This window comes from Ensifer sp. 1H6, from assembly GCF_001976035.1.
GTDB classification, from domain to species: domain Bacteria; phylum Pseudomonadota; class Alphaproteobacteria; order Rhizobiales; family Rhizobiaceae; genus Ensifer; species Ensifer canadensis.
Genome location: NZ_MOAI01000047.1, coordinates 15,202 through 35,034, shown reverse-complemented (window position 1 = coordinate 35,034; position 19,833 = coordinate 15,202). Strand labels below are relative to the sequence as shown.

18 protein-coding genes and 1 pseudogene are annotated in these 19,833 nt (G+C 63.3%); 9 read left to right on the top strand and 10 right to left on the bottom strand.

The genetic code is table 11. From position 1 onward, the window contains the following. Nucleotides 1-145: pseudogene (locus tag BKP54_RS32400) on the top strand (electron transfer flavoprotein subunit alpha/FixB family protein); the annotation flags it as partial. Nucleotides 146-179: 34 nt separating this feature from the next. On the opposite strand, the gene BKP54_RS32395 reads toward BKP54_RS32400, so the two are convergent. The 3 genes from BKP54_RS32395 to BKP54_RS32385 form a co-directional block, all read right to left on the bottom strand. Continuing rightward, complete coding sequence (locus BKP54_RS32395; protein ID WP_025428321.1) at nucleotides 180-1,490, bottom strand: MFS transporter; 1,311 nt, start codon at nucleotides 1,488-1,490, stop codon at nucleotides 180-182. Further along, entirely contained in the window at nucleotides 1,487-2,164 is a 678-nt protein-coding gene (locus BKP54_RS32390) for an FCD domain-containing protein (protein WP_025428322.1), read from the bottom strand. Before BKP54_RS32390 ends, BKP54_RS32395 begins: the two co-directional genes overlap by 4 nt. Nucleotides 2,165-2,399: 235 nt before the next feature. Beyond that, entirely contained in the window at nucleotides 2,400-3,023 is a 624-nt protein-coding gene (locus tag BKP54_RS32385; protein WP_025428323.1) for an XRE family transcriptional regulator, read from the bottom strand. Nucleotides 3,024-3,139: 116 nt separating this feature from the next. Here BKP54_RS32385 and BKP54_RS37230 point away from each other — a divergent pair, with 116 nt between their 5' ends. The 4 genes from BKP54_RS37230 (at nucleotide 3,140) to BKP54_RS32370 (ending at nucleotide 7,199) form a co-directional block, all read left to right on the top strand. Next, nucleotides 3,140-3,910: an FAD-dependent oxidoreductase gene (locus BKP54_RS37230; RefSeq protein WP_280951699.1), complete on the top strand. Its 771-nt coding sequence runs from the start codon at nucleotides 3,140-3,142 to the stop codon at nucleotides 3,908-3,910. Next, nucleotides 3,814-4,302 (top strand): FAD-binding oxidoreductase, encoded by a 489-nt coding sequence (locus tag BKP54_RS37225; RefSeq protein ID WP_280951698.1) that lies wholly within the window; start codon nucleotides 3,814-3,816, stop codon nucleotides 4,300-4,302. The genes BKP54_RS37230 and BKP54_RS37225 overlap by 97 nt, the downstream gene beginning before the upstream one ends. 90 nt (nucleotides 4,303-4,392) lie before the next feature. Then, nucleotides 4,393-5,991 (top strand): ABC transporter substrate-binding protein, encoded by a 1,599-nt coding sequence (locus BKP54_RS32375; RefSeq protein ID WP_057207527.1) that lies wholly within the window; start codon nucleotides 4,393-4,395, stop codon nucleotides 5,989-5,991. A gap of 5 nt (nucleotides 5,992-5,996) precedes the next feature. Beyond that, on the top strand, nucleotides 5,997-7,199 hold the full coding sequence (locus BKP54_RS32370; protein ID WP_245317990.1) for a serine hydrolase domain-containing protein: 1,203 nt from the start codon (nucleotides 5,997-5,999) through the stop codon (nucleotides 7,197-7,199). Here the strand turns inward: BKP54_RS32370 and ade are convergent. From ade to BKP54_RS32355, 3 genes are all read right to left on the bottom strand, one after another. After that, entirely contained in the window at nucleotides 7,189-8,979 is a 1,791-nt protein-coding gene (gene ade / locus BKP54_RS32365) for an adenine deaminase (RefSeq protein WP_057207528.1), read from the bottom strand. The two genes, BKP54_RS32370 and ade, sit on opposite strands and share 11 nt — an antisense overlap. A 71-nt stretch (nucleotides 8,980-9,050) precedes the next feature. Continuing rightward, nucleotides 9,051-10,454 carry an NCS2 family permease gene (locus tag BKP54_RS32360; protein ID WP_082523592.1) on the bottom strand — a complete coding sequence of 468 codons (1,404 nt, stop codon included), beginning with the start codon at nucleotides 10,452-10,454 and terminating at the stop codon, nucleotides 9,051-9,053. 59 nt (nucleotides 10,455-10,513) lie between these two features. Beyond that, the gene (locus tag BKP54_RS32355; protein ID WP_057207529.1) at nucleotides 10,514-12,316 is read right to left on the bottom strand and encodes an adenine deaminase; all 1,803 of its coding nucleotides are present in this window, start codon (nucleotides 12,314-12,316) and stop codon (nucleotides 10,514-10,516) included. Nucleotides 12,317-12,424: 108 nt separating this feature from the next. On the opposite strand from BKP54_RS32355, the gene BKP54_RS32350 reads away from it, so the two are divergent. Next, nucleotides 12,425-13,387: a LysR family transcriptional regulator gene (locus BKP54_RS32350; RefSeq protein ID WP_025428330.1), complete on the top strand. Its 963-nt coding sequence runs from the start codon at nucleotides 12,425-12,427 to the stop codon at nucleotides 13,385-13,387. Nucleotides 13,388-13,405: 18 nt separating this feature from the next. Here BKP54_RS32350 and BKP54_RS32345 read toward each other — a convergent pair whose 3' ends face one another. The 3 genes from BKP54_RS32345 to BKP54_RS32335 form a co-directional block, all read right to left on the bottom strand. Further along, nucleotides 13,406-13,756: a DUF1801 domain-containing protein gene (locus BKP54_RS32345; RefSeq protein ID WP_025428331.1), complete on the bottom strand. Its 351-nt coding sequence runs from the start codon at nucleotides 13,754-13,756 to the stop codon at nucleotides 13,406-13,408. A 69-nt stretch (nucleotides 13,757-13,825) separates the two neighbouring features. Next, nucleotides 13,826-15,181, bottom strand: a complete 1,356-nt coding sequence (locus tag BKP54_RS32340; RefSeq protein WP_057207530.1) for an ATP-binding protein — start codon at nucleotides 15,179-15,181, stop codon at nucleotides 13,826-13,828. Further along, nucleotides 15,181-15,843: a response regulator transcription factor gene (locus BKP54_RS32335; protein ID WP_025428333.1), complete on the bottom strand. Its 663-nt coding sequence runs from the start codon at nucleotides 15,841-15,843 to the stop codon at nucleotides 15,181-15,183. Before BKP54_RS32335 ends, BKP54_RS32340 begins: the two co-directional genes overlap by 1 nt. Nucleotides 15,844-15,951: 108 nt before the next feature. On the opposite strand from BKP54_RS32335, the gene BKP54_RS32330 reads away from it, so the two are divergent. Next, nucleotides 15,952-16,713, top strand: coding sequence for a L,D-transpeptidase (locus BKP54_RS32330; protein ID WP_038577748.1), 762 nt, complete (start codon nucleotides 15,952-15,954; stop codon nucleotides 16,711-16,713). A gap of 97 nt (nucleotides 16,714-16,810) precedes the next feature. Here the strand turns inward: BKP54_RS32330 and BKP54_RS32325 are convergent, their stop codons facing one another. Further along, nucleotides 16,811-17,779, bottom strand: a complete 969-nt coding sequence (locus tag BKP54_RS32325) for a DUF808 domain-containing protein (protein WP_025428335.1) — start codon at nucleotides 17,777-17,779, stop codon at nucleotides 16,811-16,813. A gap of 218 nt (nucleotides 17,780-17,997) precedes the next feature. On the opposite strand from BKP54_RS32325, the gene BKP54_RS32320 reads away from it, so the two are divergent. Continuing rightward, the gene (locus BKP54_RS32320) at nucleotides 17,998-18,606 is read left to right on the top strand and encodes a TetR family transcriptional regulator (protein WP_025428336.1); all 609 of its coding nucleotides are present in this window, start codon (nucleotides 17,998-18,000) and stop codon (nucleotides 18,604-18,606) included. Between the two features lie 109 nt (nucleotides 18,607-18,715). Next, nucleotides 18,716-19,825: an efflux RND transporter periplasmic adaptor subunit gene (locus BKP54_RS32315; protein WP_051509220.1), complete on the top strand. Its 1,110-nt coding sequence runs from the start codon at nucleotides 18,716-18,718 to the stop codon at nucleotides 19,823-19,825. The last annotated feature ends 8 nt before the right edge of the window (nucleotides 19,826-19,833 follow it).

The following is a 19,833-nucleotide window of genomic DNA, read 5'->3' as shown; positions in this document are numbered from 1 at the left end:
GATCCAGCATCTGGCCGGCATGAAGGACTCGAAGGTCATCGTCGCCATCAACAAGGACGAGGAGGCGCCGATCTTCCAGGTTGCCGACTACGGCCTCGTCGCCGACCTGTTCGAAGCCCTGCCGGAGATGGAACGGGCATCCTGATGAGACTTCAGAGACGACGGCTGAACGTTGACGTTCAGCCGTCGATCCTGATCGTGCGTGCGCCGACATGCAGCGCCCGACCGGCGCCAAAACCCATGATCGCCGCGCCGAGGCCGAGCGTCACGAACAGGATCGCGGCTGCGTCGAAGCTGCCGGTCCAGTCGCGGATCAGGCCGACGAGCAACGGGCCGATGGCGGCGAGCACATAGCCGACGCCTTGTGCCATGCCCGAGAGATGGGCGGCGACATGGGAATCGGGCGAGCGCAAGACGATGAGCGTCATCGCCACAGCGATCAGCCCGCCCTGGCCGAAGCCCTGGAGAATGGCCCAGAAGATCACCGTCGACGGCGGCGCGAACAGAATGCCGAGGAGCGCGATCACTGCGGCTGCGATCAGCGCGACATTGATGCCACGCTGGTCCTTGCGCCTGATGGCAAAGGAGGGAACCAGCAGGCAGGTGACGACCTGGGTCATGATCGAGACCGAAACGATGACGCCTGCCGTTGCCGGGTCGAAGCCGCGCTCCCTGAGAATGGGGGCGAGCCAGCCGAAGATGCAGTAGGCCAGAGCCGACTGCAGCCCCATGAACAGCGTTACCTGCCAGGCCAGCCGGTCGCGCCAAAGGCCGACGACACGAAAGCCGGTGTGTCTGACCTGCGCCTTGCTGCCAAGCGCCTGCGGCATCCAGATCAACAGCACGATGAAGGCGGGAAGCGCCCAGATGGCGAGTGCACCGGACCACGAGCCGGTAACACCGTGTTCGAGCGGCAGGGTCAGGCCGGCGGCACCGGCCGCGCCGGCGCAGAGCGCCATTGTATAAAGCCCGGTCATGATCGCCGCCTTGTCGGCAAAGTCGCGCTTGACGAGGCCCGGGAGCAGCACGTTGCCGATGGCGATCGCCGCCCCGGCGGCGAATGTCGACAGGAAGAGCACCGGTACGGGGCCGAAACCGCGCAGCACTGTCCCGAGCGCGAGCAGAGCCAAGGCGCCAAGCAGGGTGCGTTCGGCACCGAAGCGCTGTGCCAGCTTTGGTGCCAGCGGCGCAAACAGGCCGAGGCAGAGCACCGGCAGCGTCGTCAGCAGGCTGGCGCCGGCAGTCGTTAAGCCGGTATCGCGCATCACCTCCGGCAGCAACACCGAGAGGCTGGAAAACAGCGGTCGCAGGTTGAAGGCGATCAGCACGAGGCTGGCGCCGAGGACGAAACGCGCCGCTCCCCGCGGCAACACCGGCGGCTGAGGCTCGGGTACGCTGTCGGCTTCGGCGTCGATGAGCTGGTCTTCGAGACCGTTGATGGCTGCGACCTGATGGGCCGAGGAATTGGGATCACGGAAAGTCTGGTTCATTGCGAAAGAAGCCTGTCGAGTTCGCGAAGCACCGGCGCCATGAAGGCGCGAACGGCGGACGCGGCGCGGTCCGGATCGCCGGTGGCGATCGCCGCGACGATCGCCGCATGGGCCTGTTCGTCGGGTTCCGGCACGTCGCCCTTCAGCGTCGAGTGAATGGTTTCGAGGATCGATGAGGTGAAGAAATCGTAGAGCCCGACGATGGCGCGGTTGCCGGAGGCTTCGACGATGGATTTGTGAAAGGCGATGTCGCGATGGCCGAAGGCCTCGTAGCCGCCATCGGCAACTGTGCCGCGAGCCTTCAGCAGCCGGGTCATGCGTTCGAGGTCGGCGGGTGTATGGCGGATCGCCGCAAGCCTTGCCGCCTCGACATCGAGGGCGGCGCGCGCCTCCCATTGGTCGCGCAGACCGGCGCGTTTGACACGGTCGAGCGCGCCTGCCGGATCGACCGTCGAGCGCACATAGGTGCCGGAGCCCTGGCGGGTGTCGAGCAGACCCTGCGAGACCAGCACACGCACGGCCTCGCGCACCGTGCCCCGGCTGACGGACAACAGCTCGGTCAATAGAGTTTCGTTCGGGATGCGGTCGCCGACGCCCCAGCGGCCGCTGACGATCTCGGCGCGCAGGCTTTCGGCCGCACTGTCGGCCAGATTGGTTCGATTGACGGGCTGCATGATAAACTCATCAAGTCATCAGATGACCTAACGAATACGTCTGAGTTTAGTCGCTGTCAATTGGTTGTGGTGGAATCGGGGCGACATCGGCCGAATGCGCGGCGACGCTGGTCGGTGGAGGGCTGTTGTCGGGCGACCGCGCATCTCCGCGAGGTGGGGCTGTCGCGTTCCATCGGGAGTCGACAGAACAAAGCGATAAAATACTTCCTTCGACTAAATCCTCGACGGAAGCCGATCAATGATCGGTGGTCTGGCCGTCGGTGATGCTGAGCAACGTCTTTTCCATATCCGGCTCGTCGCCGGAGCAGACGCACAGCATTTCCGCGTCGCCTTCGCCGACCGAGAGATAAGCGTGGCCCATCGTCGAGTCGATATAGACGCTTTCGCCGGCTTTCAGTCGCACCGGCGCATATTGATCCGTATGCAGCTCGATCTCGCCCTTGAGCACGATCAGGAATTCTTCGCCGGCATGAGGGGTCAGCGGACCGAACTCTGCAAGCGTGCGCGCGCGGGCATGGGCGAGGATCGGCACCATGCGTTTCCTCACCAGATCGGTTGCAAGGTAGTGGTAGTCGTAATTGCGGGTCAGCTGCCGCAGCGTCGTCGTGGCCGAGGTTACCGAGCGGCGCGTGCGGGCGGCGGGCTGCTTGCTGTCGCCACTGAGCAATTCGGTGACATGCACGCCGAGGCCGGCGCAGATCTGCAGCAGCTTGTCATAGGTCAGCGACATCTGGTCGTTCTCCACCTTGGACAAGGTCGAGACGGCAACGCCGGTCAGGTGGCTGACGTCCTGAAGGGTCCAGCCGTGATGTTTCCTCAGGTTCCGCAGGCAATCGCCGAGGTTTGGCTGTTCCGACATGGTTCTCTCCGGCAAACGAGATCTACCTAGCTAGTTCAACTCTGGCCGCCTCGCAACAAGCGCCAAGAATTTTCCGATACGCTAAATATTGACCGTATCGGAAAATGAATTTACCAATGGCTATGCGCTCAGGATCCTCTTCTCCCAAAGTGATTGTCATTGGCGGCGGTATCGCCGGCCTGTCGGTTGCGGCTGCCGTCCAAGAATGGGCATCGGTCGTCCTCATCGAGCGGGAGGCGCATCTCGGCTATCACGCAAGCGGCCGCTCGGCGGCGCTTTTTGCCGAGACCTACGGCAACACGGTGGTCAGAGCGCTCTCCATTGCCAGCCGGCCGGCCATCGTCGATGGCGGCTTTGCCGAGCATGTGCGCGGCGCCTTGCATTTCGGTGGGTGCGACGACGATGCGATGGTCGATGAACTGGCGCAGAAGTACCAGGCGCTCGTGCCCAGCGTCCGGCGGCTTTCGGCAGACGAAGTCAGCGTGCTTATTCCCGTCATTCGTGCCGATACCACGTGCGGCGGCGTCTACGAGCCCGGCGCTCTCGATATCGACACCGGCAAGATGGTCCATGCCGCGGCCGCCGCTCTGAAGGCGCTTGGCGGGACTGTCATTTCGGGCGAGGAAGTGCTGCAGATCTCCCGTATTTCCGGCCGCTTTCAAGTGGTGACTTCGGCCGGCTCCTACGAAGGCGATATGGTCGTCAACGCGGCGGGCGCCTGGGTCGATGTGATCGCCGAGCGGGCAGGGCTGGCGGGCTCGGGTTCTCGCCCAAACGGCGCACCGCCTTCATGTTCGACCCGCCCGCGGGGCTCGACGCGCGCACATGGCCGCTCGCCGTCGATCTGCATGAGCGTTTCTATTTCAAGCCGGATGCCGGAAAGCTGATCGGCTCGCTGGCGGATGAAACGGATTCACCGCCCTGCGACGCCTATCCCGAAGATATTGACGTCGCCATCGCGGTCGACCGGATCGAGCAGGCGACCGAACTTCGCATCGGCCGCCCGCAAAGGCCATGGGCCGGATTGCGCACCTTCTCGCCGGACCGCACGCCTGTCGTCGGCTTCGATCCGCGCCTGCCGGGCTTCTTCTGGCTCGGCGGCCAGGGCGGTTATGGTTTCCAGGTGTCGCTGACCCTGGCGCGGATCGCCTCGGCGCTGCTGCGCGATGCCGCGATGCCTGCGGATGTCGCCTCCCTCGGCGTCGAGTTCGGTGCGCTGGCACCCGTCCGATTTATGGCGGCGGCGCACACCCCGTCGCTTTCCCCGGCCGGCCCATGACCGGATAGACCATCAAGATCGAAACGTCGTCGATGCGGTTAGGAGAACCCCGCTACGACGTCAACACAAAGGCAACCAGGAGCGTTTGCTATGAAATCCACACGTCTGATTCTGCGCACCGCGCTCGTCGCATCGACAATCCTCATGGGCGGGCAGGCCTATGCGAAGACGCTGGTCTACTGCTCGGAGGCGAGCCCCGAGACCTTCAACCCGATGATCGGAACGGCGGATTCGACTATGGATGCCGCGGCCAAGCCGATTTTCAACCGGCTGGTGGAATTCAAGCCGGGGACGACGGAAGTCGGGCCGGCGCTCGCCGAGAGCTGGGATGTGTCCGAAGACGGCAAGGTCTACACCTTCCATCTGCGCCATGGCGTCAAGTTCCACACCAACGCGCAGTTTACGCCGACACGCGAATTCAACGCCGACGACGTGCTCTACACCTTTGACCGCCAGCGCAACGCCGACAATCCGTACCACAAGCTCTCGAACGCCTCATACGAATACTTCAGCGCGCTTGGGCTTGGGCCGTTGATCGAGAAGATCGAAAAGCTGGACGATCATACCGTGCGCTTCACACTGACGTCGGCAAACGTCACCTTCCTGCCCAGCATTGCGCTCGACTACCTCTCCATTCTCTCGCTGGAGCAGACCGAGAAGATGGTCGCAGCCGGCACCCCGGAGCTGATCGACCAGGCGCCCGTCGGCACAGGGCCGTTCATCCTTGAGGCCTATGCGCAGGACAGCCAGATTCGCTATGCGGCCAACAAGGACTATTGGAACGGTGCGCCGAAGATCGATACCCTCGTCTTTGCGATCACACCGGAGCCCACCGTGCGGGTCGCCCGGCTGAAGGCGAACGAGTGCCAGGTGGCGGCGCCACCACCGCCCGGAGCCGTCGCCGATCTCAAGAACGACCCCGAGGTGACGGTCTATAACCTCGAAGGCCAGAATATCGGCGTTCTCGGCTTCAACGTCGAACACAAGCCGCTCGGTGATGCGCGTATCCGCCTGGCGCTCGCCAAGGCGGTCAACCGGCAGGCGATCGTGGAAGCCGTGTATCAGGGTGCAGGCAGCGTTGCCGGCAGCGTGGTGCCGCCTGCACAGCTCGGTGCGGCCAAGGACGCGGGCATCGACTACGATCCGGAAGGCGCCAAGGCGCTTTTGAAGGAAGCAGGCCACGAGGGCGACCTGTCGATCGCGCTCTGGGCGATGCCGGTGTCGCGGCCCTACAACCCGAACGCCCGCCGTATGGCAGAGATGATCCAGGCCGACTGGAATGCCATCGGCGTGAAAACCGAGATCGTCAGCTTCGAGTGGGCCGAGTATCTGACCCGCACCGCCAAGGGCGAGCATGACGCCTTCCTGCTCGGCGGCAGCAGCGACAACGGTGATCCGGATAATATGCTGAGCTATCTGCTTAGCTGCGACGGCGTGAAGGGCGGCTCCAACCGGGCGCGCTGGTGCAACGCCGACTTTGAAAAGTTGCTTCAGGATGCGCGCGTCGCCGCCGATCCCAAGGAACGGGCAGCGCTTTACGGCAAGGCGCAGGCCATCCTCAAGGCGGAAGTGCCTGTTGCGCCGATCGCCCATTCCGTCGTGTCGATCCCTGTGCGCAAGAGCGTGAAAAATTACGTTCTCGACGCCTTCGGCCGCCAGAACTTCGCCAACGTCGATATCGCGGAGTAAGCCGGATGGACGAGATGACAATGAGCGGCGGCGTCACGCTTGCCGATCTAAGCCGACTGCTTCAAGGCTACATCAACGATGGTGCCGTCGGCGCCTCCCTGGCCTTTTCACAGGGCGATGGCGAGACCGTCACCTTGACCTCGGGACTTTCCGACCGGGCGCGGGGGATACCGGTTTCGCCAACGCAACTGTTCAAGATCGGCAGCTGCACCAAGACGTTTACCGTTGCCGCCCTGATGAAGCTGGCGGAAAGCGGTGTGGTGGAGCTTGGCGCGCCGATCTCGCACTGGTTCCCGGACCTTCCCGGTGCCGCTGCCATTTCGGTGCGCCAACTCGTCAACCATCGCGGCGGGTTGCCGGAATTCGAGTACGACATACCGATGACCCCGGACCGCATCTGGACGCCGGCCGACGCGTTTCGGGTCGGCACTCAGTCGGCGCCCGGCGGTCCGGCCGTCTACAACAACACCGGCTATGTGCTTGCCGGCATGTTGATCGAAGAGGTCACCGGAAAGTCGCTCGGCGATTATGTCCGCCATCAGGTGCTCGAACCGCTCGGGCTCGAAAACACCTGGTCGCCTTCGACCGAGAGCTTCCCGGAAGAGCGCATGGTGCGCGGCTACTACCACCGACCGCCACCGGCTGCGGATGCAGGGGCGGGCATCGCTGCCGGAGCCGAGATGTGGCGCATGGACGGCGTCCTGCCCTATTCCGACGCGCTGCAGGATTCATCGGATTCGTTTCCGTTCACGGCGGCCTATGGCTGCGGCGACATGGTCTCGACGCCCGGCGACATGATCGCCTTCATTCGGGCGCTGTTTGGCGGCAAGTTGCTGGCGGACGGAATGTTCCGGGAGATGAGCGAAAGCCGTGTCGCCGTTAGCTTTCCCGGTACGCGGATGCGCGAGACCGGGGCGGGGCTGTTCCAGAGCAGCTACGCGGATCGGCTCGTCTATGGCCACCAGGGCAGCATCCCCGGCTATGTTACCGTGATGCAGCACGAGCCGAAATCGGGTCTGACAATCGCCATGACCAGCAATGTGGGCTCGGGCTACCGGATGTCCTTTTACGCAGCGGTCTGCATCAAGTGCTCGATCAGGCAATCGGCATCATCATGGACAGCTAAGCCCGCTGGCGATCACGTCTCGAAATCAGCTCGACCGCCCGTTCGGGCGGTCGAGCGTTTTGACAGCATTGTTATGAAATGAGGACGTCGACCTTTTCGAAGGTCCGGACGTCGATCAGCCCCTTGTCGGAGATGCGCAGTTCGGGAATGACGACGAGCGCCAGCAGCGAATGCTGCATGTAGGCGTTGTTCAGCCGGCAGCCGCAGACGCGCATCGCTTCGACTAGTGCCGCGGCCTTGTCCGCCACGATCTCGGCACGCTGATCCGACATCAGCCCCGCGACCGGCAGTTCAACCAGTGCAAGCTCCTTGCCGTGCTTGATCACCACGATGCCGCCGCCGACCTCGTGCAGCCGGTTCGCGGCTTTCGCCATGTCGTCCTTGTTGGTGCCGACGACGATCATGTGGTGGCTGTCGTGGGCCACGGTGCTTGCAACCGCGCAATCGCTGTCATAGCCGAAGCCGGAGACGAAGGCATTGACGACGTCGCCGGTGCCGCGATGACGCTCCACCAGCGCGATCTGGCAGACGTCCTGGGCGCGATCCATCTCGATGATGCCGCCCGCCGCCGAAAGCTCGGCTTCAAGCGCACGCGTCGGCGCCTGGTTCTCGACGACGCCGATCACCCGGACCCGCGCGCGGGTCGCGGTGCTGTTAAGCCCGATGTCGAAATCTCCGGCCTTGAGCGTCTTGCCGAGGTGCACGGTGTTGCGGGCGCTTTCCGGATAAACGAAGGGCGGGATATCGCGCACCAAGGCGCCGGAATCTGCCAGCAGTTCGCCGCGGGCAAACACCATCTCGATCGGCAGGGCAGCAAGGTCCGACGTGATGATCAGGTCGGCCCGTCGTCCTGGTGCGATCGAGCCGAGTTCCCGCTCGACGCCGAAATGCTGGGCGGTGTTGAGCGTGGCCATCTGGATGGCGGTGATCGGCTTCAGCCCTTGGGCGATGGCGTGGCGAACCACCCGGTTCATGTGGCCGTCGTGGACCAGCGTGCCGGAGTGGCTGTCGTCGGTGCAGAGCAGGAAGTTGCGCGGATCGACGCCGGCTTCAGTGATCGCCTTGACCTGGGCGGCAACGTCGAACCAGGCTGAGCCGAGCCGCAACATCGCACGCATGCCCTGTCTGACGCGGGCAATCGCGTCCTCGACGGTCGTTCCTTCATGATCGTCGGCCGGGCCGCCAGCGGCGTAGGCGTGAAACTCCCGGCCGAGATGCGGCGAAGCATAGTGTCCGCCGACGGTCAGCCGCGCATCCTGGGTTGCCGCGATTTCTGCGACCATCTTGGGATCGTTAAAGGCGACACCAGGAAAGTTCATCATCTCGCCAAGCCCGATGATGTTCGGCCAGCTCAACGCTTCGGCCACGTCCGTGGCCGAGAGTTCAGCACCCGCCGTCTCGAGCCCGGGCGCGCTCGGCACGCAGCTCGGCACCTGCACGTAGACATTGATCGGCAGGCTTTGCGCCTCGTCGTTCATCAGCCGCACGCCGGCCAGGCCGAGCACGTTGGCGATCTCGTGCGGGTCGATGAACATCGTCGTCGTGCCGTGCGGGATGACGGCGCGCGCAAATTCGGTGACGGTGACGAGACCGCTTTCGACATGCATATGCGCGTCGCAGAGCCCCGGCACGAGATAACGCCCGGCAGCGTCGACGACCTTGGTGCCTTCACCGATCGTATGGCTGGCGTCGGCCCCGACATAGGCGAAGCGGCCGGCTTTGACCGCGATGTCGGTGTGCGGAATGATCTCGCCGGAATAGACGTTGACCCATTTGCCGTTGCGGATGACGAGGTCCGCCGGCGCACGGCCCATGGCGACGTCGACGAGCTCGGGTGCGGTCCTCGACCAGGATTGGAGCATGACAGTTTCCTTCAATGGAGACGATGTCGCGCCCCCTTTGACGTCTGAGTAAAAAGGAGGCGCCGACAGGTTTACTGGGTCTGGGCGATGAGCGCTGCCGCCAAGAGGGCGACGAACCACATGACCGGTTTTACATCGCCCGCCCGCCCGCAGACCAGCTTGATCAGCACATAGGCAATGATTGCGAGCGACAGCCCGAGCGTGATCGAGAATGTCAGCGGGATCAGCACGATGGCAAGGAACGCCGGGATCGCTTCGTCGATGTCGGTCCAGCGGATCTTGCTCATCGGCTCGGACATGAAGAGGCCGGTGAGGATCAGAACGGGCGCGGTTGCCACGGCCGGAACGAGCGACAACAGCGGCGACAGGAACAGGAACGGCACGAACAGCAGGCCGGCGACAAGGGCGACAAGCCCGGTACGGCCGCCCTGCGCAATGCCAGCGCCCGATTCCAGATAGACGGTGGCGGGGCTGGTGCCGAGCGGTGCGGAGATCAGCGCAGCGACGGCGTCGACATGCATGGATTGCTTGATGTTGCGCGGCAATCCCTGCTCGTCCTTGAGGTCAGCCGCTTCGGCAAGGCCGAGGAAGGTCGAGAGTGCCTCGATGAAATTGGTGAACAGGAAGACGAAGATGAACGGCAGGTAGATCAGGCTCAAGGCGCCGACGAGGTCGATCTGGCCGATGAAGCTGAAATCCGGTGCCGCGGAAAAGCCGCTCCAATTGACCAGTGTATGCACATCAGGCGTATCCGGCGAAAACGCGCTGCCGTCGCCCCACCAGCGGCCGATCGGGATGGAGAGGATGGTGGTGAGGATCATGCCGGCCATCATCGCGCCGGGAACTTTGCGGACCACCAGCGCGACCGTCAGGATGAAGCCGGCAATGAAGGTGAGGGTTACGGGGTTGAACGTCGTCAGCCCGACGATCGTATCCGGATTGGCGATGATGAACTTGGCATTCTCGAAGCCGATCAGTGCGATGAACAGACCGATGCCGCAGGCGATGCCATAACGCAGGTCGACCGGGATCGCCTCGATGATCGTCTGGCGCAGGTTGAAGAAGGCCATGACGGTGAAGAGCACGCCGGCCCAGAAGACGCAGCCCAGCGCGATTTCCAGCGGTACCTTGGCGCCGACAACCATCGTATAGGCAAACAGCGCATTGATGCCCATGCCCGGCGCCACCAGGATCGGGCTTCGCGCATAGAGCCCCATGGCGCAGCTGCCGATGAAGCTGACGAGTACGGTCGCCGTTACGCCGGCCGAAAACGGAATGCCGGCGTGGGACAGGATCGAAGGGTTGACGACGATCACGTAGGAGGCGGCGAGAAAGGTGGTCAGCCCGGCGAGGATTTCGGTTCGAATGGTCGAGCCGAATTTGGAAATCTGGAAGTAGCGGTCAAGCAGGCTGGCGAGCCAGGAGGCTTGTGCCTGGCCTGACGCCGGCTCAACGCCCTTGGGTTGGTAGTTCATTTTGTTCCCCTTTTTTTGAAATGAGGAAGGGGCCGGCGATGCCGACCCCTTCCAAGGCTTTACTCTGCTGCTGCGGCGCGCGCTTCCTCGCCGCCGTTCCCGGCGAGCGGCGAGATCACCTTGAGCCGGACGCAATCGACGACCCCGAGATCGGTGATGGCATATTCCGGGATCGCGGTGATTTGAAGCACGAACATGTACATGAACGGCCATGGCAGGGTGCAGCCGAGCCCGCGCGCCGCATCGTCCAGTTCCTCCTCCAGCGCCGCCATTTCCGATGGTTCGATATCGGAGACGATGCCGCCGATCGGCAGATGCAGGAAGGAGACGACCTTGCCGTCCTTGACCACCACCTGGCCGCCATGGTTGGCGATCAGGTGGTTGATGGCGACCCGCATGTCTTCCGGGTCGGCGCCGATGCAGATGATGTTGTTGTCGTCGGGCGCGGTCGAACTGGCGATTGCGCCTTCGCGCAATCCGAAGCCGGAGGTGAAGGCGACGGGTCGGTTTTTCGTCTTGCCGTAGCGCTCGACCACGGTGACATATTGGATGTCCTTTGCCGGGTCGGCGAGCACGCATCCGTACTTGACTGGCAGGGTGACATCGCGGCGGGTGCGCACGAAGATCTTTTCCGGCGTGACGGCGATCGCCATGGCAGCGGCGCTGTCGCCGGGGCCGTCATAACGCAGCTTCAGATCGTCGAGTTCGAGCGGCGCGACCTTCATCGAAGTCAATAGCGCGGCGCTGCGCGGCGGCGGCACCAGTTCGATGGCCATGCGGCCGTCACGCGCGACTTCCTCACCCTTGGCGATGACGGCATCGATCCTGAACTCGCGCAGGTCGTTGACGAGCAGGATGTCGGCGGCGCGACCCGGCGAGATTGAGCCGACCTTGTCGTCGATGCGAAGGGCATCGGCGCCGTTGATCGTTGCCATCTGGATCGCCGCCATCGGCGAGATTCCCATGGCGATCGCCATGCGCACCATATTGTCGAGATGGCCGCGCTTGAGAATGTCGCTGGCAACGACGTCATCGGTGCAGAAGCTGATGCGGCGCAAGGCCTTGACGCCCATTTCGGTGACGATGCGCAGATTGTCGGAGAGGAAGTGGGAGATCGAGGATTCGCGCACGACGACATGCATGCCGGCCCTGAGCTTTTCGAGCATTTCCTCCGGCGAATAGCTTTCGTGGTCGGCGCGCACGCCGGACTGCTGGTAGCCGTTGAGGCGCGCTCCGCGCGTCATCGGGCAGCAGCCGAGCACCGGGAGCCGGCTCTTTTCGGCAAGCTCGAGCGCCGCCAGCACGTCGGGGTCTTCCTCCTGGATGAACTCGCGCACGGTTTCCCAAATGCCGACGCATTCCGGCCAGTGATGGGTGGCCTGGTGATCGGCAGGACTGAAATAGTGCCCGACGGTCGAACGCGGCATGGTGTACGGCGTCTTGCAGGGCGCGCCCCAGAAGACCTTGAGTGGTGTCTGCTTGGCCTCGTCGAGGAATTCACGCGCCGCCGCCGGCCCGCCGACGACGATGATCTGGTCAAGCCCGGTGACGATCGACGTGGTGCCGAGCGGGACGACCGCCTTGGCGAAGCTCGTTAGCGACATCTTCGAGCATTCGACATGCAGATGGCCGTCGATCATGCCGGGCGCCAGGTATTTGCCCGTGGCGTCGACGATCTTCGTTTCCGGCCCGACATAAACGGAGATGTCGCCGACGGCGATGATCCGCTCGCCGTAGATCGCGACATCGGCCTGGTAGATTTCTTCCGATACGACGTTGACGAGCCTGCCGCCGCGGATCGCCAAAGTGGCCTTGTTGCCGGTGCCCGAGGCTGCCCGGATGAATTCTCTGATATTGCTCACTGAAACCTCTCCCTTAGCGTCGCCGAATATTCCCAGTTTGGTTTCGTTTGTACAATGGGCCGAAATGGCGTATTTATCGGACATATCGTACAGGATTTTGGACGAAAAATGGATCTCTCGCTTCTCGACTGCTTCGTGAAAGTTGCCGATTCCCGTTCGATTTCAGCGGCTTCCCGCCTGCATCGGCTGCCGAAATCGACCCTCAGCCACAAGATCCGGCAGCTGGAGGACGAGTTCGGCATCGAACTCTTCGTGCGCGAGGGGCATCAGCTGCATGTGACCGACGCCGGAGCGGAGTTCCTGCGTTATGCCCGGCTCATCCAGTCGAATTGCGAGGATGCGGCAACGGCGATGGCCGAGATGCGGCAGGAGGTAGCGGGCACGCTGCGCGTCGGCTCGACCGGCGAATTCGGCACGACGATCACATCCGAACTGCTCTACGCATTTCGCCAGCAATATCCGCAGGTCAATCTCGACGTCGTTTTTCTGAGCTCGCGGCAACCGTTCTCCGAGGTCACCGAGCAGGCGCTCGACGGCATCTTTCACTGGGGCGAACCATCAGATGTCGACTACATCAGTCGCCGGCTCTCGGTCTCATCTTACGGTCTCGTTGCGAGCCCCGAATACATCGCCCGGCACGGCGCACCGCTTAAGCCCGACGACCTCGCCGGCCATCGCGGGCTCGTCTTTCGCCAGCAGACACGCCTGCAATCCTGGTATCTGACGCGCGACGGCGATGCCGAGATCGATCTGCTGCCGGCGGCAACCTGCACCACCAACGACTATTGGACGATCAAGTATTTCGCGGTTGCCGGCGAGGGCATCGCCTATCTGCCGGAATTCTTCGTGGAGACGGAGCGGCAAGCGGGATTGCTTCAGCCTGTTCTGGCCGAATGGAGTTCGCCGAAAACGGCGATCAACCTGATCTATTCGCGCCGGCGGCACGTGTCGAAGCGCTTCAGGGCCTTTGTCGAATTCTGCATCGACTTTTATCGCGACCGGGAGCGCACAGGCATTCCGCGCTACTACGTGGAGAAAGTCAGCATGCCGTCGAATCGTGCGATCCGCTGACGCGGCGTCCGCAATCGATCAGCCGGCGGCTCTCAAAGCCAAGTCAACATAGGCGGCCACATGCTTTGCCGCGATATCGGACACGCAATGCATCTTGATGTGGCGGCGCGCCTTGCCTTGACCCATCAGCACGCCATGCGCGTCCGGTAGCGCGGCGCCCTCGCTGAATTCCAGGGTGACATGGGCCGAATACGGAAATATGCCGCAGAACGGTCGCGCGGCGGAAAACAGCAGGCCGCCATATTTGATCTCTTCCGAAATGCCCGCCCCGGACGCCAATGCGATCTCGCGCAGCCGCGAAACAATCGCGAACTGTGTGTCGCCGCGGTCGCGAATATCGGCGAGGAAGGCTTCAATGCGCTTGTCCATAATGGCTCGCTTACGACTCGTTGCAGAATTCTGAACGCACCAATATCACGCGACGTGCGCCGACTATGCTCACGCGATGAGGTGTTTGGGCAGGACGATCCTGGCGGACAATCCACCCCCGACCTTGTTTCGCAAAACCAACGCGGCGCCCGCGTGATCGAGCGCGAGTTCGGCGATGCTCAGGCCGAGGCCGCTGCCGATCGCGGCCTTGAAGCGTCCGCGGAAGAAACGCTCGGTGACGTGGGGCATCTCCTCCGGCGGAATGCCCGGGCCATCGTCATCGATCGCAATCGTGGTCGTTCCGTCGTCGCTTTCAAGCCAGCAGAGGATCGTTCCGCCGGCCGGCGAGTGATGGAGCGCATTTTCCATCAGATTGCGGGCGGCAAGTCGCAGCAGATCCGAATTGGTCCTGACCTGCAGCTTGCAAAGACTGGGGTCGACGACAACCGTCGCGGCACTGCCGGCATGGCCAAGCAGTTCGCTCCTGAGCGAAACCAGCATCTCGCCGGGATTGACCTCGGCCACAGTGCGCGCCGTTTCCGACGCTTCGACCGACGCGATGTCGAGCAACTGCCGGACGAGCCGTCCGGTGCGGTCAACACCAGCAACAATCTGGCCGAGAGCCTTTTCGCGGATTTCGGCATCGTTGCTCGCCAGCGCCACCTGGGCCTGGGTTTTCAGCCCGGCAAGCGGCGTTCTAAGTTCATGGGCGGCAAAGGCGATAAAATTCTGCTCGCGCTGACGTGCGCCGGCGACGCGGCCGAAGAGACCGTTCAATGCGCGAAGCACGGGACTGATCTCGCTCGGTGTTGCGGTCTCCTTGATCGGGTGCAGGTCCGAGGCGTCGCGGGCGGCAAGATCGCCCGCCAGTTTTCTGAGCGGTGCCAGACCACGCCCGACGCTCAGCCAGATCAGGGTCGCCAGCAGCGGTATGATCAGGAGGGCCGGAAAGAGCAGGCCTTTGACGACGTCGTTGACCAGCCTGTCGCGGATGCGCAGGTTGTCGCCGACGAGCACGCGCACGCCAAGCTCGGCATTCTCGACCGCGTAGACCCGCCAGGTTTCGCCATTGATCACCGTCTCGGAAAGGCCGGTCGCATGCGCCGACAGCGTCGTCTCCGGCGCGCTTTCCGACTTGCCGATCAGGGTGCCGTCCAGCGACCAGATCTGGCAAGAAAGCTGCCGGTCGTAATGCGGGTGCTCGAGCACCGGGATCTTTGCCTTCGTCTGCGCCGGCTTATCCGGGTCGATCTCCTGGTTGACCACAAGCGAGCTGACCATCTTCGCCGCCTCCATCAGTCGGGCGTCGAGCACCTGCTCGACCTCGGCGCGGGTGCTGAAGAAGATCCACAGGGTGGCCGAAAGCCACATGAGCCCGGTGGTGACGAGCAATATGAAGAAGAGGCGTGCGCGGATCGATCGCATCAGATGTTGCTGCCGAGCCGGTAGCCGATGCCCCTGACGGTTTCGATCAGGCCAGGGCCGAGCTTGTTGCGCAGGTGATGGATATGCACCTCGACCGCGTTGCTTTCGACCTCTTCCTGCCAGCCGTAAAGCTTGTCCTCCAGCGTCGCCTTCGAAAAGATCGCGCCCGGCTGCGACATCAGCGCATGCAGGATGGAATATTCCCGACGCGAGAGCCGGACCGGCGCGCCTGCCTTTTCCACCGATTGCCGGGCTGGATCGAGCCGGATCGTCGACCATTCGATGAAGGCGCTCGATCGACCGGCGGATCGGCGCGCGAGCGCGCGCAACCGTGCTGCCACCTCATCGAGGTCAAAGGGTTTACCGAGATAGTCGTCGGCGCCCATGTCCAGCCCGCTGACGCGATCGGCGACCGTGTCGCGGGCGGTCAAGAGCAGGACCGGCGTGTCGTTGCGTGCGTCGCGCAGTTTTTTCAGCACGTCCGCACCGGAGCCGTCCGGCAGCATTAGATCGAGGACGACGGCGTCGAACTTGCCTGCGGCCAGCGCCGCGTCGGCGCTCTCCCGGGTGGCGACGGCATCGGTGGTAAAACCGGCGAGCGCCAAGCCGACCTTCAGCCCGTCGCGCAAAATGTCATCGTCTTCGACAATCAGTACCCGCACTTAGGTCTCCACGAATTAACCGACGGCGGTTGTTTAGCACCTCCCTTAAGGCAGCCTTAAGGTAGCGCATTCCTTTGGGCGTCATCGTAACAAGCCCCGAGTCGATGAATGTCCGATATAGATGAACTGAACCCGTTACCATCAGCCAGAACCTATTTGCGATCCGGCGGCTCGCTGACGCGCCGCAGCCTTTTCGTTGGCGCGACGGCCATCCTGCTTTCAGGTTGTGCAGCAACCGCGCGCCCGACACCGAAGCCGACGGTGGTCGAGATGACGCCGCCGCCCAAGGGCACCGTTCCGCCGATGTACTACGCGATGCCGGATGAGCAATTTCCCATTCCCGCGGTCGATGTCTCCCAGGTCGATCCGAAGTTCTGGCGCCAGGAAGTCGACTATCCGACACAGGAGCGGCCGGGCACGATCATCGTCGATACGCCGGCGAAACACCTCTACCACGTGTTGCCCGGCCAGCGCGCCATGCGCTATGGCATCGGTGTCGGCCGCGAGGGTTTTGCCTGGTCCGGGCGGGCGGTGGTCGCCTATAAACGGAAATGGCCGCGCTGGACGCCGCCCGACGAAATGGTGGCGCGGCAGCCGAGGCTCGAGCCCTACAGCATCAAGAACGGCGGCATGGGGCCGGGCCTGAAGAACCCTTTGGGCGCGCGGGCGCTCTATATCCATAAGGACGGCAAGGACACGCTCTACCGCATCCATGGCAGTCCCGAGGCACGGTCGATCGGCAAGGCCGTCTCGTCCGGGTGCATCCGCATGCTCAACCAGGATGTGGTCTATCTGCACGCTCAGGTCCGAGACGGTAGCCCGATCGTCGTCATTCCCGATCCGTCGAAGGCGCATCTCGCCACGAGCTGATCGCGGCTTGTCCGGTCGGTCAATATCGACCGATTAGGGAACATGCATGTCTCTGGCCCGGGCAGGGCCAGAGCGTGGCGGCGCCAATGATGCGAGGTCAGTGGCTCGCAGGTCTCAGTCGTCCCCAGATCGGCGCGACGATGTTGCCCATGACGGCGATGGTTGCAGCGCCGACGACGATCGCCAGCAGGGCCTGCTGCGCCGACGTGGCAATCCAGCCGATCAGACCCGGGGCAACTGGGAGCGCGTGGACCACGGCTTCGGAGATGTCGTGGATGATGTGTTCCGGGCCGGCATATCCCATCTGGGCAAGGCCGTGGACGAGAATGCTGCCGCCGACCCAGAGCATCGCCGCAGTGCCGATGGCGGCGAGAACCTTCAGAAAGATCGGCATGCCGACGACCAGGCCGCGGCCGATGGCGCGTAGCGCCGATACGGAGGTCTTGGCCAGCGCGACGCCCGCATCGTCGGCTTTGACGATCAGGCCGACGACGCCATAGACGGCAAGCGTAATGGCGATGCCGACCGCGGCAAGCACCACGCCCTGCATATAGATGCTGGCATCGGCGACGGTTGAGAGCGTGAGCGCCATGATCTCGGCCGACAGGATGAAATCGGTGCGCACGGCGCCGGCGACCTTCTCGTTTTCAAGCGCGACGGGATCGGTCTTTTCTCCGAGCACGGCGGTTTCGTGCTCATGGGCCGCGTGCGGAAAGAAGACGCCATAAAGTTTCTCGGCGCCCTCGTAGCAGAGGTAGATGCCGCCCAGCATCAACAGCGGGGTGATCGCCCAGGGGGCGAAGTAGCCGAGCAGCAGTGCACCGGGCAACAGGAACAGGATCTTGTTCTTGAGCGAGCCGAGCGCAATGCGGCCGATGATCGGCAGTTCGCGTTCCGGTGTCAGCCCGACGACGTAGCGCGGCGTCACGGCTGCGTCGTCGATGACCACGCCTGCTGCTTTTGCGCCGGCCTTTGCGGTCTGTGCGGCGACGTCGTCAAGCGAGGCGGCCGCCATTTTGGCGATGGCGGCAACGTCGTCGAGCAGGGCGATGAGACCAGTAGCCATTGAACGCGAACCCTTTGCGCTGAAATTCCATGGGGCGGGTGCTCCAGGATTCGGCAGTAACCACCGCCGCGTGCCGAGTCAACGACATGCAAATTCTCTGGCGAGCGGACACCATAACGTGAGGCGAAAAGTGGCTCGTTTCGGTTGACGTAAGCCCGCTTTCGATTTACGACTGACGAAATATGAAAATCGTCAGTCGTAAATGAAAGCGGACTTACATGGATGACAGCATCGACAGCCAGCTGGACGCGACGCGTCAGGAAAACGTCTCGCGGATCCTGGATGCGGCCGAGCGGCTGTTTCGGCATTTCGGCTATTCGAAGACCAATGTGGCCGACATCGCCCGCGATCTCGGCATGTCGCCCGCCAATATCTACCGTTTCTTCGCTTCGAAGGCGGAGATCCATCAGGCGATCTGCGGCCGCATGCTGGCTGCCAGCTATCAGCAGGCTCTGGACATCTGCCGGCAGCCGCTGAGCGCGACCGAGCGCTTGCGGCAATATATCCGCGCACAGCATCAAATGACGGTGGAGGTCATGCTCGACGACCAGAAGGTGCATGAGATGGTCGTCATCGCGATGGAACGCGACTGGCACGTGATCGACAAGCACATCGATCGTCTGCATGCCCTTGTCGCCGATGTGATCCGCGAAGGTATTCTTGCGGGCGAATTCCCCGAGCAGGACGCCGACGCGGCCTCCAGATGTTTCGGCGCCGCGACCGTGATCCTCTGCCACCCGCAGATGGTGGCTCAATGTCTCTCGAAGGAAAATCGGGCGACGCCGGATGAACTGATCGAATTTGCGATCAAGGCACTGAAAAACTGACCAGGCCGGGTAGCGGCCCCCGATGTGTACCGTGTGGCTGATGCCGCCGAGGAGTGCGGAAATGTCTATGCCCGTTCAAACCCGTAGCCGTTTCGCGTTGAGCGCAAGGATGGCTCTTCTTGCCGCGATGTCCCTGGTGCTGGCAGCCTGCTCGCAGGAGCAGGAGGAAGCCAAGCCGGTCGTGCGGCCGGTCAAGGTGGTCGAGATCAGCGATGCCGGACAAGCGCGGCAGATGAACTATTCCGGTGTCGTGCGTGCCCGAACGGAAATGAACCTCGGCTTTCGCGTCAACGGCAAGATCACCGAGCGCCTGGTGAATGTCGGCGACCGGGTGAAGTCCGGCGATCCGCTCGCCCGCATCGATGCGACGGACTATGATCTTTCAGTCAAGAGTGCGGCCGCGAACCTTGAGGCCGCCGAGCGCCAGGTCGAGACGACCGCATTGGTTCGCGCACGCGCCGAACAACTCTTTGCCCGGAAAGTCGCCTCCCAGGCGCAGCTCGACCAGGCAACACTCAGCCATAACCAGGCCGTGGCAACGCGCGATGCCGCAAGCTCGGCGCTGTCCCAGGCGAAGAACCAGGTGACCTATACCGAACTGGTCGCTGACCGTAGCGGCATCGTCGCGGCAATTGCTGCCGATGTCGGGCAGGTGGTCGGCTCCGGCACGCCTGTCGCCACCGTCGCCGTCGACGGCGAGAAGGAAGTGCTCATCGCCGTCCCGGAAGTCGATGTCGCCAATTTCAAACCGGGCATGGCGGTAAAGGCCGGCTTCTGGTCCGATCAGGGCCTGATCCTCGACGGCAAGGTGCGCGAGGTCGCGGGCAGTGCCGAACAGCCGTCGCGAACTTTTGCCGTGCGCGTCAGTCTGCCCAACGATCCGCGCATTCTGCTCGGCATGACCGCAACCATCCTGGCTTCGGCTGATGACGCCGAGCGCCACATGTCCGTGCCCTTGAGCGCTTTGGCTCAGAAGGACGGTGAAACAACGGTGTGGGTCGTCGACCGTGACAGCGAGATCGTGAAGAGCAGGACGATCACCGTTGCCGACTTTACCGGCGAGGGCGTGCGCGTGGTCGACGGGCTGAAGCGCGGCGATCTGATCGTTGCCGCCGGCACGCAGTTCATGACCGAAGACCTGAAGGTTGCGATATCGGGCGATATCGCCCGCCAGTCCGCCGCGACCGACAAGACCGCAGCCGCCGAAATCGTGCGCTGAACCAACCC

Bases quoted from the DNA above. Each gene is read 5' to 3' on its own strand.
- BKP54_RS32340 (WP_057207530.1), bottom strand. From the start codon at position 15,181: ATGCGATCGATCCGCGCACGCCTCTTCTTCATATTGCTCGTCACCACC.
- BKP54_RS32390 (WP_025428322.1), bottom strand. From the start codon at position 2,164: ATGCAGCCCGTCAATCGAACCAATCTGGCCGACAGTGCGGCCGAAAGC.
- BKP54_RS32385 (WP_025428323.1), bottom strand. From the start codon at position 3,023: ATGTCGGAACAGCCAAACCTCGGCGATTGCCTGCGGAACCTGAGGAAA.
- BKP54_RS37230 (WP_280951699.1), top strand. From the start codon at position 3,140: ATGGCTATGCGCTCAGGATCCTCTTCTCCCAAAGTGATTGTCATTGGC.
- BKP54_RS32375 (WP_057207527.1), top strand. From the start codon at position 4,393: ATGAAATCCACACGTCTGATTCTGCGCACCGCGCTCGTCGCATCGACA.
- BKP54_RS37225 (WP_280951698.1), top strand. From the start codon at position 3,814: ATGTTCGACCCGCCCGCGGGGCTCGACGCGCGCACATGGCCGCTCGCC.
- BKP54_RS32320 (WP_025428336.1), top strand. From the start codon at position 17,998: ATGGATGACAGCATCGACAGCCAGCTGGACGCGACGCGTCAGGAAAAC.
- BKP54_RS32395 (WP_025428321.1), bottom strand. From the start codon at position 1,490: ATGAACCAGACTTTCCGTGATCCCAATTCCTCGGCCCATCAGGTCGCA.
- ade (WP_057207528.1), bottom strand. From the start codon at position 8,979: ATGCTCCAATCCTGGTCGAGGACCGCACCCGAGCTCGTCGACGTCGCC.
- BKP54_RS32350 (WP_025428330.1), top strand. From the start codon at position 12,425: ATGGATCTCTCGCTTCTCGACTGCTTCGTGAAAGTTGCCGATTCCCGT.
- BKP54_RS32345 (WP_025428331.1), bottom strand. From the start codon at position 13,756: ATGGACAAGCGCATTGAAGCCTTCCTCGCCGATATTCGCGACCGCGGC.
- BKP54_RS32330 (WP_038577748.1), top strand. From the start codon at position 15,952: ATGTCCGATATAGATGAACTGAACCCGTTACCATCAGCCAGAACCTAT.
- BKP54_RS32360 (WP_082523592.1), bottom strand. From the start codon at position 10,454: ATGAACTACCAACCCAAGGGCGTTGAGCCGGCGTCAGGCCAGGCACAA.
- BKP54_RS32315 (WP_051509220.1), top strand. From the start codon at position 18,716: ATGGCTCTTCTTGCCGCGATGTCCCTGGTGCTGGCAGCCTGCTCGCAG.
- BKP54_RS32370 (WP_245317990.1), top strand. From the start codon at position 5,997: ATGGACGAGATGACAATGAGCGGCGGCGTCACGCTTGCCGATCTAAGC.
- BKP54_RS32325 (WP_025428335.1), bottom strand. From the start codon at position 17,779: ATGGCTACTGGTCTCATCGCCCTGCTCGACGACGTTGCCGCCATCGCC.